This is a genomic window from uncultured Thiocystis sp., from assembly GCF_903866365.1.
Taxonomy (GTDB): domain Bacteria; phylum Pseudomonadota; class Gammaproteobacteria; order Chromatiales; family Chromatiaceae; genus Chromatium.
Map to the genome: position 1 here is coordinate 1 of NZ_CAIPNF010000352.1, position 13,918 is coordinate 13,918.

At 63.3% G+C, this 13,918-nt stretch carries 11 protein-coding genes; 3 read left to right on the forward strand and 8 right to left on the reverse strand.

Features of this window, described 5'->3' with window-relative positions; translation table 11 throughout:
* Nucleotides 1-851: DNA translocase FtsK 4TM domain-containing protein (locus QZY07_RS19605; RefSeq protein WP_295406282.1), on the reverse strand; the 851-nt coding region annotated here is incomplete at its 3' end.
* 272 nt (nucleotides 852-1,123) lie between these two features.
* Here QZY07_RS19605 and QZY07_RS19610 point away from each other — a divergent pair.
* Both QZY07_RS19610 and QZY07_RS19615 read left to right on the forward strand, forming a co-directional pair.
* Entirely contained in the window at nucleotides 1,124-3,835 is a 2,712-nt protein-coding gene (locus QZY07_RS19610; RefSeq protein WP_295406284.1) for an ATP-binding protein, read from the forward strand.
* The gene (locus tag QZY07_RS19615) at nucleotides 3,835-5,532 is read left to right on the forward strand and encodes a response regulator (protein WP_295406286.1); all 1,698 of its coding nucleotides are present in this window, start codon (nucleotides 3,835-3,837) and stop codon (nucleotides 5,530-5,532) included. The genes QZY07_RS19610 and QZY07_RS19615 overlap by 1 nt, the downstream gene beginning before the upstream one ends.
* A 175-nt stretch (nucleotides 5,533-5,707) precedes the next feature.
* Here the strand turns inward: QZY07_RS19615 and QZY07_RS19620 are convergent, their stop codons facing one another.
* From QZY07_RS19620 to QZY07_RS19640, 5 genes are all read right to left on the reverse strand, one after another.
* The gene (locus QZY07_RS19620) at nucleotides 5,708-5,908 is read right to left on the reverse strand and encodes a cold-shock protein (RefSeq protein WP_174284523.1); all 201 of its coding nucleotides are present in this window, start codon (nucleotides 5,906-5,908) and stop codon (nucleotides 5,708-5,710) included.
* Nucleotides 5,909-6,432: 524 nt separating this feature from the next.
* Complete coding sequence (locus QZY07_RS19625; protein ID WP_295406290.1) at nucleotides 6,433-6,627, reverse strand: DUF2061 domain-containing protein; 195 nt, start codon at nucleotides 6,625-6,627, stop codon at nucleotides 6,433-6,435.
* Between the two features lie 48 nt (nucleotides 6,628-6,675).
* On the reverse strand, nucleotides 6,676-7,368 hold the full coding sequence (tsaB, locus tag QZY07_RS19630; RefSeq protein ID WP_295406292.1) for a tRNA (adenosine(37)-N6)-threonylcarbamoyltransferase complex dimerization subunit type 1 TsaB: 693 nt from the start codon (nucleotides 7,366-7,368) through the stop codon (nucleotides 6,676-6,678).
* 24 nt (nucleotides 7,369-7,392) lie between these two features.
* Nucleotides 7,393-8,304 (reverse strand): hypothetical protein, encoded by a 912-nt coding sequence (locus QZY07_RS19635; protein ID WP_295406294.1) that lies wholly within the window; start codon nucleotides 8,302-8,304, stop codon nucleotides 7,393-7,395.
* 185 nt (nucleotides 8,305-8,489) lie between these two features.
* The gene (locus QZY07_RS19640) at nucleotides 8,490-9,479 is read right to left on the reverse strand and encodes an adenosine kinase (RefSeq protein ID WP_295406296.1); all 990 of its coding nucleotides are present in this window, start codon (nucleotides 9,477-9,479) and stop codon (nucleotides 8,490-8,492) included.
* 293 nt (nucleotides 9,480-9,772) lie between these two features.
* Between QZY07_RS19640 and QZY07_RS19645 the strand changes: the two genes are divergently transcribed.
* Complete coding sequence (locus QZY07_RS19645) at nucleotides 9,773-10,105, forward strand: hypothetical protein (protein ID WP_295406298.1); 333 nt, start codon at nucleotides 9,773-9,775, stop codon at nucleotides 10,103-10,105.
* 128 nt (nucleotides 10,106-10,233) lie between these two features.
* Here QZY07_RS19645 and cydC read toward each other — a convergent pair whose 3' ends face one another.
* On the reverse strand, nucleotides 10,234-11,991 hold the full coding sequence (gene cydC, locus QZY07_RS19650; RefSeq protein WP_295406301.1) for a thiol reductant ABC exporter subunit CydC: 1,758 nt from the start codon (nucleotides 11,989-11,991) through the stop codon (nucleotides 10,234-10,236).
* Nucleotides 11,988-13,787: a thiol reductant ABC exporter subunit CydD gene (gene cydD, locus QZY07_RS19655; protein WP_295406303.1), complete on the reverse strand. Its 1,800-nt coding sequence runs from the start codon at nucleotides 13,785-13,787 to the stop codon at nucleotides 11,988-11,990. Before cydD ends, cydC begins: the two co-directional genes overlap by 4 nt.
* Between the last annotated feature and the right edge of the window lie 131 nt (nucleotides 13,788-13,918).

Below are 13,918 nucleotides of genomic sequence, written 5' to 3' on the forward strand. Positions count from 1 at the left end.
GACTCCGCCGCCAGCGTCTCCGGCTCGACCAGGGCGTGTCGCACTCTCTCGGGCAGTTGTCCCAATAGTCGCCGAGGAGGCGGCGCGGGGATCTCCTCCGCGGATTCGGGCCATCGAGAAGTCGATGACGGAGGGTCGATGAGGTTCAGTTCGCTGGGCAAACCGCTCGGAGCACCATCGGTTTCCGCCGCGCCCCGGCCATGGGCGAACGCGAGACGCGCGGCCGCGCCGGACAGCCCGGACCAGACCGCGCGCAAGCCCTGGAGGACGACAGCGCCCAGGCCATCCAGCAGCTTCAGCCAGGAGATGCCGGAAAACAGCGTCGCGCTAACCAGCAAGGCGCCGCCCAAGAGTAAATCGGTGCCTGCAACGTTGAAGTTGTCCTGCATCCGGCGACTGACCATCAGGCCGAGTCCCCCGCCGGCGCCATTGGGAAGATTGAAGCCGAAGGTTCCGATATGGATCGAGGCGTAGCCGCAACCCGCGGCCAGCGTGACCAGGAAACCGACCCAGCGCAGCGAGAGCAACCAAGCCCTCTGAGAAGGATCCTCGCCGCGTCCGCGGAACACCAGCCAGGCGCTCCAGACCACCATGAAGGGCAGTAAATAGGCAAAAAACCCAAACAGATAGAGGACGACATCCGCGAACCAGGCACCAGCGCGACCGCCGGCATTGGTCACCAGACTGGTCTCGCCCACGTAGGACCAGCCGGGATCCGCCGGCGAATAACTCGCCAGCGAAATCGCTAGATAAATCGCCCCGCACATGAGCGACCACATGGCACCCTCGCGCAACGCGCGCTCCACGTAATCGCTGAACGTCAACTGACCGTAGCGTGTTGCCTGTGCCATGTGTCTCTCCAAAATTGATTGAGGTATTCTAGCCTTACCGATGATTTTTCGCGCGGTTTCCACGCAACTTGCCGCTTGTGGCCGGGATGCGCGCGGCGCCAGAATCACATGACAATTCCGCGGTTTTCGATCCAGATCACTGACTGCCGGGCGCAAGCGAATGTTATGATTCCAACTTTTCCAGGGTGACAGGGGCGTGTCGCATCGATCGCCGCTGGCGGCCGCGCGGCCGGGGTCACTCGACCCTCCCTTTGCTCGGGGCGCGATTTGGCATGAAAATTCACATCACAAGCAAGCTACTGATCATCTTGATCCTCACCGCGCTCGTTCCGCTGTCGATCGTCGGCTGGGTCGGGTATCGCAGTACCCTCAATATCAGCCAGATCGCCTCGCAGGCGAATCGGGAGGTCGCGGAACTGGCGATGTCCGACAGTAGCGCGGCCCTGTCCGCCGAACTCAAAACCCGCTTGCTGGCCCTCACCGAACGCCATGCCGGCGATGTCAACGAAATCCTGAAGCAGGTGCAGGGCGATACGGTGAAGCTGGCCGATTTCGGCACCTATCTCTACAACCATGCCGAGACCCTGAAACGCTACGCCTTGCCAAGTACCTACGAACCCGCGCCGGAACACAACTCCTTCGGCAGCCGACAGGAAAACCGCAATTCCTGGCTCGCGGTCTTCGGGAATGGGGTTGACGGGAAGGGGCAGGTCAGCAAGGAAACGCTGAAGGAAATCCAACTCACCGAGTATATGGACATCCTCTTTAACAGCATCGCCGCGACCAACCCCTACGCGGTGCAGATGTACATCAATACCGCCGGACAGTTGTCGCGCGGCATGCCGTTCGTCAACGGCGAATTCTCATGGGTCGACGGTCCGAAGCAATTCAGCCAGGCACCGGATGTCACGGCGTTCGATTTCTATTATCTGGCCGACGCCGCGCACAACCCGGATCGCGGCCCCGAGTGGACGGAGCTTTACTGGGATCCGGCGGGGCTCGGCTGGATGGTTTCCAGTATCGCGCCGGTCTATCGGGGGGAAAAGCTGGTCGCCGTCACCGGTATCGACATTACCCTGGATCAAATCGTCAAGGGCATCCTGAACCTCCAGGTCGAAGAGAGCGGTTTCGCCTTTCTGATGTCGCGCGCGGGTCAGGCCATCGCGTTCCCGGAACGGGCGTCCGAGTTTCTCGAATTCCAGGGCAGTTTCGAGGGCGAATTCAAGCGCAATGAGGCCTTTGCCCATCAGTTGACCAAGGTGCGCGATCCGGCCTTTCAGCGGATTGTCGCGGCCATGAGCCAGGGCGCGCACGAACTGACCACCTATACCGATGCCAAGACCGGCAAGGAATATTTTCTCGCCTATCACCCGATCCCGGTCACGGGCTGGAGCGTCGCCATCGCGGTGCCCGTGCAGGAGGTGATCGCACCGGCGCTGCTGACCAATCAGAAGATCGAGCAGAGCCGCGAGCGCACCGCCACCATGCTGAACGCGCGCGCGCAGTCGCTGGTCGAGACCTTTTTGTGGCTGCTGTTCGGGATCGTGCTGGCCTTGATTCCGGTCGCGCTGGTCTTCGCGCGCAGTATTTCGCGACCGATCCATCAGCTGGCCGAGGGGTCGCGGCGGGTCGGTGCGGGAGAACTCGATCATCGGATCCAACTGCATTCCGGCGACGAGATCGAGGATCTGGCGGTGACCTTCAATCAGATGGCGGACGATTTGCAGGCCAAGATCGACGAGATCGAGACCGCCAACCTGGAATTGCTGGAACTCGATCAGCTCAAGTCCAAATTTATCTCGATGGCCTCGCACGAACTGCGCACGCCGCTGATCGCGATCCAGGGGTATGTGGATCTGATTCGCGAGGGGAAAGGGGGGGAGATTTCGCCGGCCCAGCACAAGATGCTGGATACCGTCTCGCGCAACGCGACCCGGCTGGCCCGCATCGTCGCCGAACTGCTCGACATTTCGCGCATCGAGGAGAACAAACTGGTGCTGGAACGCATGCCGGTTTCGTTGAGCCGGATCGTCCGGGAGATTGCCGACGAACAGCAGCCCTATCTCGACAGTCGGGGCCACACGCTGACCCTGGAACTCGCCGAGGACCTGCCGCTGGTCAACGGCGATCTGGATCGTCTGTCCCAGGTGGTGATCAACCTGCTGGGGAATGCGGTGAAATACACCCCCGATGGGGGGCAAATCAAGATCGCTGTCCAGGCGCGGGACGGGCAGGTGCATCTGGAGGTGAGCGATAACGGCATCGGGATTCGCCAGGAGGATCTCGGGAAACTCTTCAAGCGGTTCTCGACGCTCGGCGATATCACCAAGCACCGCACCGGCAAGAACGAATTCATGGCGGGCGGCACCGGTCTTGGGCTCTCCATCGTCCAGGGCATCGTGCAGGCCCACGAGGGCGAGATCCAGGTGGAGAGCGAATACGGCCAGGGCAGCACCTTCCGGGTGATCCTGCCGATCGCCGCGGATCAGACGCCGCTCAGCGACGACTCCGTCGTCAGGCCGCCGCGCGTGCGCACAGCGGACGAGAGTGCGCCCGCGTTCAAGGTCATTCATTTCGAGCAACCGGAGGAGCCCCAGATCGATCTGCCCGAGGACCAGCGTCTTTCCATCCTGGTGGTCGATGACGAGGCGGATGTGATCACGTTCACGCGCGATCTGCTCGAAGAGCGCTATACGATTCTCAGCGCGCTGACCAGCGCGACCGCCATCCGGGAGGCGATCAGCCGCAAGCCGGATCTGGTGCTGCTGGACGCCTGGATCCCCGGCATTTCCGGCTACGATATCTGTCGTACCCTCAAGCGCAACAGCAACACGCGGGATACGCCGATCATCATCTTCACCGCCGCCACCCAGCAGATCGACGAGCAGCGCGCGCGCGAGGCCGGCGCGGACGGCTTTGTCACCAAGCCCTTCCGCCGCGAGCAGATGATCGAGCTGATCGAGAGCTTCCGGGGCCGCGCCTAATGGTTCAGCGCCCGACACTGCTGATCGTGGATGACGAGCAGAGTATTCGCGAATTTATCCACGAAATCTTCAAGGACCAATACGACATCCTGCAAGCGGCCGATGGCACGGACGCGCTGGTGATGCTGGAATCCGAGGAGACGATCGATGTCGTCCTGCTCGACATCATGATGCCCGGTCTGGATGGCTTCGAGGTGCTGGAGATTCTCCAATCCAATCCGCACCTGGCGCATCTGCGCGTCATCATGCTCAGCGCCAAGAGCGATGTCGACAGCAAGGTCAGGGCCTTCGCGGCGGGCGCGGTGGACTTCGTCAACAAACCCTTCGAGGTAGGCGAGCTGGCGGCCCGCCTGAACACCCAGGCCCGCCTGAGCCGCGCCGATGCCGAACTCAAACAGGCCAAGTCGGACGCGGAGTCGGCGAATCGCGCGAAGAGCGAGTTTCTGGCGAACATGAGCCATGAAATCCGCACCCCGCTCAACGCCATCATCGGCATGAGCGAACTGCTGACGACGACCCCACTGGACGTGACCCAGCGCGACTATGTCGACATCATCGAGACCAGCGGCAATGCACTGCTGTTTCTGATTAACGATATCCTCGATTACTCGAAGATCGAGGCAGGGATGCTCGAACTGCATCCCCTCCGCTTCGTCCTCCAGGAGTGCGTGCAAGGCGCGCTGGATCTCGTCAAGAACAAGGCGTGGGAAAAGCAGCTCCGGCTGACGGTCGAACTGGACCCGAGCCTGCCGCGCGAATTCGTCGGGGACGACCATCGTCTGAGACAGATCATCGTCAATCTGGTCAGCAACGCGGTGAAGTTCACCGAGCGCGGGAGTATCGCCCTCGCGCTGACCGGACAGGAGGCGTCTTCCTCGCCTGCCTTGCTCGGCGGCGCGACGGCAGCGGGCGGCCTGGAGGCGGAGCGCGTCTATCGGCTGGTCTTGACGGTGCGGGATACCGGCGTCGGCATTCCCCGGGAGGCGCAGTCGCGGCTGTTCCAAAAATTCACCCAGGTCGACGCCTCCACGACCCGACGTTATGGCGGAACCGGTCTGGGTCTGGCGATCTGCCGGCGTTTGTCCGAGTTGATGGGCGGAAGCATCGATGTCGAGAGTGCCGGCGTGCCAGGGCTGGGCAGCACCTTTCGCTGCACCTGGTCGATGCCGGCCGTCCGACAGGGGCAGGCGACTGAGTCAGGCTCCGACAGCGTGAGCAGTGGACGCGCGTTGGTCGTCGAGGATCGCGCGGTCAGGGATCCAGCGGTCACGCCCGCATTGGATCTGGACCCGCCGACCGACCCGCCGCCGAGGTTGCGCATCCTGCTGGCCGAGGACAACCCGATCAACCAGATGGTGGCCCTGAAGCTCTTAAAGCATCTGGGTCTTCAGGCCGACATTGTCAATAATGGCGCGGAGGCCGTCGAGGCTGTCAGACAAAATGTCTACGATGTGATTCTGATGGATGTCCAGATGCCGGAACTCGATGGCATCAGCGCCAGTCGCCAGATTCGACAACTGCCTCCAAGCCATCGTCAGCCAAGGATCATTGCACTGACCGCCAATGCGACGGCGGATGATCGCCAAGCCTGTCTGGACGCTGGCATGAATGACTTTGCAACCAAACCGATACGCATGGAAAAGCTGGTCGAGTTATTGCACCAGGGAGCATTCGGGGATCCTGTGCGTAGCGCCTGAATCAGGTCGCGCAAGGCGCGAGCCGATGCGTGCCCGCGCGCGTCTGGACTGTCGTGCGAGAAAGGCGGGGGATTTGGTCGGCGCGTTCTTTGAGCAAGAAACCGCGGGATCCACCATCGGATCCCGCGGATGTCACTCATGGGACGATGTTACCGGTAACCGGTCAAACCGCCGATCAGTTCGGAGTGACATTCTCTGCTTGCGGCCCCTTGGGACCCTGGGTCACTTCCATCGTCACTCGCTGACCTTCGAGCAGGGTTTTCCGCCCCGCGCCATTGATGGCACTGTGATGGACGAACACGTCCTTGCCACCTTCCCGTTCGATGAAACCGTAGCCCTTCTCGTCATTGAACCACTTGACCGTACCGGAAACCAATTCGCCTGCCATATCGACCTCATCACTTTAGACGTACCAACTTGCGTTGGCATTACTCAAACCGGATCTCTTCTTGAGACCAGTTTCACTGCCCACTCGAACACGAGTGGAATTCACCGCGAGCATCATCCGTTTGTTGAATCGTTCGTTTCAATCGGCACCGGACGCTCAAGACCCGAGGAAAACTCAAGTCGAGCAGGTGGCGAAGGGTCACGGATGGGTCATGCATACTAGACAAAAAAGAAGGAAATCAGGTTACTGTAATGAAGATGTTGAATGACGGCACGCGGTACCGGATAGCACACAAAGAGTCATGGCTTGAAGGCTGTCGAACCGTCTTGGGATACGCATGAGCCGATTTTCGCTGCATCCGTTGCTTCATGGAAGAGTAGTGTACATCGAAACTCCAAAAAGTCTCCCGAATAAATGAAATTTCAGGACGAAAACCCCAACCGCGCCGAGCCGACGCGCATCCCGAGACGCGCCCCTCAACGGGGCGGGGCGCGCGTCGGGAGCCGGGCAGATTATGCAGGGAGAGGGTGTTGGCGTGCGTGACGCACGCGCTCCCACATTTTTTCGTGGAAGAAGTAGGCGACCGTGTTGACCGCCGGTTCCACGAAGGCAATGGCGCCTCCGACCACGACGCTCCCCGTCATCAGATAGGCCACGGTGAAAGCCACGGTCATGTGGACTGCGCCGAAAGTGAGTGTTTTTGTCATGGCCCTTTCCTCCGTTTTGCTGTTGGGAAGGAGTGTAGCCTGGAGCAGTCAAGACGCTCCTGTCGCCGACGTTTGCGTGACCCGATCCCGGAGATAAACCGGGGCCGCCAGTTCTGGCGAGACCTGCCGACCCGCGCGCCATTGCGCGGCCGCCATGACGACAATGTCGCGGGCCTCGCACCGAGGGTCCGGATTGACGCCGGCCAGGGCGTCGCCGACGCGGACCGTCAAACTTGCTGCGTGGGCCGCCCATCCCGGTCCAACCCCGTACCAGCCCTGACCGGCCGGCAACTCGACGCGATCCGGCGGGCAGACCGCTTCCTCGCCGCAGGGCGCGGCAAGTCCGTCCTCGCCCACCTCGAAGCAGCCCCAGTACACCTCGCCCATGCGGGCGTCGAGCGCCGTCAGCAGACGCCGTTGTCCGCCACGGCGAAACTGACCCTGAGCCAGGGCGCCCAGTGTCGAGACCGGCACGACCGGGAGATCGGCGCCGAATGCCGCGCCCTGGATGACCGCGGCCGCGATCCGCACCCCGGTAAACGAACCGGGACCGCAGCCGAAGGCCATGGCATCCAGCGCATTGACGCGCAGACCGGCCCGCTCCAGCAAGTTCTGCATCATGGGCAGGATGCGTTCGCCGTGTCGACGGGGAGCGATTTCAAACACTTGCTCGATCATTCCATCAATCAGAAGCGCGGCGGAGCAGGCATCGCCGGAGGTATCGATCGCAAGCAGTTTCATGAAGGCCTGAAGATGAAGACGAGTTCACGCGAATGGACTCCGAGGGGAATCGATCTTATACCCGATCCCGTCGATCCGATGGATAAAAGAGTAGGGTGGCTGCAACACCCAGCCGCGAAAGGCGGCATGCAGCGGACCGGCCAGTTGGCGAGGCGGTTCGTCTTCGAGCATGGGCACCAGAAACAGCCTGATTCGGCCCAACATCCGTTGCGGGTCCTCCAGCAGGGTTTGCGTGGCCCAGCCGGCCAGTCCCTCCAGGAAAACGTCGGTGCGGACCAGGGACGGATGCAGATGCGCGGCCAGTCCAAACAAGAGGAGCTGTTTGTATTCCAGTTCGGGGTCGGTCCAACCGGTTCCGCTGTCCACTGGCGCGATAGCCGACATCGGCATCACGCGCTGGGCCAGGAGATAGACATGGAGTGCGTGAAGATCGAGCCAGGTTTTTTCTGGAAGAGGGGTGTTCCAGAGCGCCGCGTAGCGAATCTGTCGCTTGGCGAACCGGAACAGATTCCGCATCGTCCAATCGCGTCTGCGGAATTCCCGGTTGGACAGGAGACAACCCTGCCGGTCGATCTGGCGCAGCGTCTGGTTCAGGTTCACGAACATGAGTCGGTCGAGACGCTGTTCGAGGGTGACGCCGGACATGAGCGAGACGGCTTTGCCGATGGCCAACCCCGGTTTCGGCAGACCGGCGCAGGTCTTGAGCAGGGGCCTTTTCAGGGCGGACAGGGCGGCGAGTCGCCGGCTGGTGGAAAGCTCCGATCGGCGCAATTTTTCCAAGGCCAGAATCAGCGCTGGCCCGGACTGGCGTATCCCGGCGGCGCGCAGATCGGTCAGCCAGTCGCCCAATTTCTCCAGACTGCCGTCGAAGCGCGGCCGCGTGCATTCCCGGATGGCGAGCGGGGATGGCAGTGAAGGGGCATCGAAGGTCAGCATGACGCATACTCCGATCACGAATCGACGGACAGCCGCGCGCATCCGGATGTGGGCCGCGGTCCGTCGGTTGCTGGACGATGGATTCGGTGTGGTTACCTGAAAGGCTACCCTCAAGCGGCGAATGGGGATGACGATGGGTGCGCAATTCGGCGGATTCGTTGGGAACGAATTCGCCGTTTTGAGACTTACCGAAAGGATTTTAGGATCGATTGGGTTTCCGTGGCCGAGATTCGCGGTCCGAGACTCGTGACCAATTTGGCCGAGGCGGCGGAGGCGAGATCGCCCGCGCGCTGGTGGTCCCAGCCCTGGCTCAGACCGAAGAGGAAGGCCCCGGCGAACATGTCTCCGGCGCCGACCGTGTCCACGGCATCCACCTTGACCGGGGCAATCTCGATCAGCGTTGTGCCATCCCAGACCAGTGCGCCCTCGGGACCGCGGGTGATGGCAAAGCTCCTGCTGACGGTTTTGAGATAGTCCACCGCGCGCGACAGATCCTCGCTGCCGGCCATGCCCATGGCCTCGAATTCGTTGGCGAACAGCAGATCGACGCCGGAGCCGATCATCTCCAGCAATCCGTGTTTGAAGAACTTGACCATGTTGGGATCGGACAGCGAGATGGCGGTCTTGACGCCGGCCGCGTCCGCGATCCGCTTGGCCGCGATGGAGGCGTCGCGCGCGGCATCCGAGGTCACCAGATAGCCTTCGGTGTAGAACCAGTCGGAATCCCGCAGCGCGTCTTCCACCAATTCCTGGGCGGAGAGATCGCCGCTGACGCCGAGGAAGGTGCACATGGTGCGGTCGCTGTCCGGAGTCACCAGTACCACGCAGCGCCCGGTGTGGCCCTGGGCCTTCTCGGTATGGTGGTTGGTGTCGACCCCGCCATCGAGAAGATCCCGCATGTAGAAATGGCCTAGCTCGTCGTCGGCGACCTTGCAGGAGTAAAAGCCTTTCCCGCCGAACTGGCTGAAGGCGATGATCGAATTGGCCGCCGATCCGCCGGAGCCGCGTTGATGATGGTGGTCTTTGAGATGGTGCATGATGCCCGTCTGCTGGGCCTCGTCGACCAGGGTCATGACCCCTTTGTCGATCCCGAGAATGCCCAGATCATGGGGCTCCACCTCATACTCCAGATCGACCAGCGCGTTGCCGATTCCGTAGATGTGATATTTCGACATGCTTGCTCCGTGGGGAAGTCGGTGAAAGGGAGCAATTGTACAGGCTGGCGCCAGGCGATCCGACTTCGTTGATCGGTTGGCGTGACCCAGCCAGCCAAGCGTCTAGCAGATCCCCCTTCCGCTTTGCCTTATCGCCGCATCGGAACTATCTTTTTCCGCAAGATTGACCAGTTTTACTGGACGTCTCCATCCCTCGGTGTCAAAGCTTGTACAAACGCGACCAGTGTTTGGAAGGAATCCGGCCGTCCTTTCTACAATGTGGTCGAGATATCGCCGTCGCATGGAGCAAAAGGGTGTCGCGTGCACACTGGGTTATTTTAGGCCGACGACGAGAGCGTCTGACGGGCCGGGCATCCGAAGCGGCGGTTGCAACCCACGATGCGCCATTGGCGCGCGAGGCGCTTAGCCGTCTGCTGCGTTCGGGCACGGACTGCGAGCTGGAGTTGCTTTGCGGGCTGCCGCGCCGTGCCTCGCTGGCCGTGGCGCGCGAACTTGGCGTGCCGGTTCGCCTTTACATACCCTTTGGCGCGGCGTGGCTCCCTTATGCCTTGGGACAGGTGGCGCGGAACCCACGGATGTTGTCGTGGGTGGTACGCGACACCTTCAATGCACTGTTCAGGGCGTGATCGGACGAGGCGCGTTGCCGGTTCTGTTCTGGCGGCTCACCGCGGTCGAGTCTATTCCGGTGACTGGGCGAGGGATGGCCTTCTCGACCGTCGGCGTCTGAGTCTATCGGTTGTGCGCGATGGCTCCATCAAGCGTCGCGCTCGGTTACATGACGAGGCTCTACCGTCGGTCCGACCGCGAGCAGCGCGGCTTGCGTCGCCTGCGGGACCACGGAGACATCGCCGTGGGCCAGCTCGCGGCCCTGATCGAGCACCAGCACCTGATCGACCCAGTCCAGTCCGGCCGGACGGTGGGTGATCAACAGGACCGTGCGCCCGACCATCAGCCGGTCAAGCGCCCGCATCAGATCGCGCTCGGTGGCGGCGTCCAGCCCCTCGGTGGGTTCGTCGAGCAGCAGAATGGGCGCGTCCTTGAGCAGCGCGCGCGCCACGGCGATCCGTCGCCCCTGTCCGCCGGACATCCGCACGCCGGTTTCGCCGACCCAGGTGTCGTAGCCTTCGGGGAGTTCGGCGATGAAGTCGTGGATCTGGGCCACCCGGCACGCCTGTTCGATGGCGCCCTGGGAGGCGTCGGGATTGGCGATCAGCAGGTTCTCGCGGATGGTGGCGTCGAACAGATGGGTATGCTGGCTGACCACGGCGATATGACGGCGCAGATCGTCGCCATGAAAATCGGCGATGTCCTGTCCGCCGATCCGAATCGCCCCGGAATCCGGCGCCCAGAAACGCAGCAGCAGGTTGAACAGCGTACTCTTACCCGAGCCGGTGGCGCCGATGACGGCGGCCCGGGTTCCCTCGGGGATATGCAGGACGATGTCGGCGACAGCCGGGCGTGCCGCGTTCGGATAGCCGAAGGTGACGCGGTCGAAGGCGATGTCGAAGTGTGCGATCTGGGGCGAGAGTCCCGGCGGCTCGCGCACCGCCGGTTCGGTGTCGACGATGTCGAAGAGCCTGCGCGCGGCGGTGAGCGTGCGGCCAAGCAATTGAAAGGCTTGCGGCAGCGGCGCGACCGCCTCGAAGCTGGCGAGCGTGAACAGGGCCAGCATGGCGAGCAGGGGCGGCAGGAGCTGGCCGTCGCGCACCAGCGGAATCGCCAGCCAAAGCAGCACCCAGAGACTCAGGCTGGCGCAGAGGCCGACCGCCGCCAGGGTCAGCCCGTGGTCGCTGCTCAGTCGCGCCTGATCGGCGACCAGGCGGCGACTCAGGTCGTCGATGCGTTGGGCTTGGCGTTCCGTCACGCCGTAGACAGTGAGTTCGGCCATCCCCTGAATGCCGTCGATGACGGCGGTCCGCAGTTCGCTGTCGTCCTCGGTGATCCGCCGTCCGGGCGCCTGTCCGCGCGCCTGGGACCAGAGCGGCAGGACGACGCCCGCGAGCGACAGAAAGAGCAGCCCGGTCAGGGCCAGAACCGGGGCGAAGAGAAAGAGAAAGACGCCGAAGATCAGGGTGCTCGCGAGGGCGACGACGACCGGCACCAGCACCCGCACATAAAGATTATCGAGCGCGTCGATGTCGGCGCGGATGCGGCTGAGCAGATCGCCGCTGTGATACTGCTGGAGCCGCGCGGGCGCGAGCGGTTCCAGGTGGCTGTAGAACCAGACCCGCAGGCTGGCGATCAGACGAAAGGTCGCCTCGTGATTGACCAGCCGCTCGGCGTAGCGTCCGCCGGTGCGCAACATGGCGCTGCCCCGGATCATGGCCGCCGGAGTGAAATAGTTCATGGCAACCCCGGCGGCGCCGGCCGTCGCCATCGCGGCGAGGAACCAGCCGGAGGCGGCCATCAGCATGACATTGGCGAGCAGGGTGAGGATCGCGGCCAGGGTGCCGAGCAGCATCCAGCCCCGATAGGGCCGGAAAAGGTCCAATAGACGCAGAATGTCCTTCATGAGCCTTTACTCCTGTCCTGAATGTCGGCAACCCCTTGGCCGGCATCTCCATAGGCCGCGATCATGCGGGCGTAGAGTCCGTGCGCCGCGGCCAGCGTGGCATGGTCGCCCTGTTCGACGATTTGGCCCCGGTCCAGCACCAGGATACGATCGGCCCGGCGCACCGTCGCCAGCCGGTGAGCGACCACCAGCAGGGTGCGGTCGCGGGCGAGATCGTCGATGCCTTCCTGGACGAGACGCTCGCTCTCCGGGTCGAGATTGGCCGTCGCCTCGTCGAGGATGACGAGCGGGGCGTCTCGCAGAAAGGCGCGCGCCAGGGCGATGCGCTGAATCTGCCCGCCGGACAGACCCGCGCCGCGCTCGCCGACTCGGCTGTCGTAGCCGTCGGGCAGCGCCGCGATGAACTGGTCGGCGCGCGCGCGCCGCGCCGACTCGCGCACGGCGTCCAGACTCGCCTCCGGCACGCCGAGCCGTATATTGTCGGCGATGCTCCCCTGGAACAGTCGCGGCTGTTGGGGCACCCAGGCCAGATGCCGCCGCCAGTCCTCCAGATCGATGCGCGACAGTTCCTGAGCGCCGATCAGGATGCGCCCTCCGGTCGGCGTCAGGAAACCGAGCAGCAGGTTGACAACCGTGGTCTTGCCGGCGCCGCTGGTGCCGACCAGCGCGATTCGCTGACCCGGCGGAATCTCGATGTCCAGCCCCTGAAGCGCGTCCCGGCCTTCCTCGTAGCGGAAGCGCACCGACTCGAACCGCACCCCGAGCGGGCGCCGGGCGGCCAGCGGTTCGGTGCCGGGGACGGATTGCGCGGGTTCGGCCTCCAGCACCTGAATCAGTTGTTCGGCCGCGGCCACCGCCGCCAGACGGGCGTGATACTGGGTGCCTAGATTGCGCAGCGGCGCATAAAACTCCGGGGCCAGCATGAGGACGAATAGACCTTGTAGAAAAGTGACATCGGGCACCGCCAGCCAGGGCGGAACCGGCAGGGCCAGACCATAGAGCCGGAAACCGATGAAGACGGCCACGATGGCGATGCCGACGGTGGCGAAAAACTCCAGCACCGCCGAGGACAGGAAGGCAATCCGCAGCACCTGCATGGTGCTGACCCGATAGTCGTCCGAGATCTTCGCGACCACCTTGACCTCGCGTCGGCTGGCCCCGAACAGTTTGAGCGTGGTCAGACCCTGGATGACGTCCAGAAAATGCGCGCTCATGCGGGCCAGTTGTTTCCACTGGCGCTGGTTGCGGGCCTCGGCGCCGGAGCCGATCAAGATCATGAAGAGCGGAATCATGGGCGCCGTCACCATCAGCACCAGACCGGCCAGCCAGTCCATGGGCAGCACGGCGGTCAGGATGGCGAGCGGCAGAATCATCGTCAGGGTCATGGCCGGCAGGAAGCGGGCGTAGTAGCCTTCCAGATCGTCGATGCCCTTGGTCAGGGTCTCCACCAGCGCGCCGCTGCGCTGGTTGGCGAGATAACCGGGACCGAGCCGTTGCAGATGCCGATAGACCCGATCGCGCAGCGCCACCCGCACGCTAGCCGCGGCGCCGAACGCGGTGCGTTCGGCGAACCAGACGACCACCGCGCGCAGCGCGAATAGACCGAGCAGCCACCACAGCCAGGACTGCACCGCGGTCAGATCCGCGCCGGCGAAGATGACGGCGTTGAGGATGACCGCCAGACACCAAGCCTGGACGATGGCGAGCAGGCCATTCGCCGTATTCAACCAGACGGTGAGCGCGAGCGCGTTTCCGGCCAGCGGCCGTTGGGATTTGAGCCAGGTATTAACGGACATGCGTAGTGGTTCCGAGGGTGACTCCGGCGACATCGCAACGGCGAGGATACGGAACCCGTCGATGCTGGGCAATGCCGATTCGTCAAACGCGACCCGCGAGGAATCCAGGTTCGCATCGGGCTATACTCGGC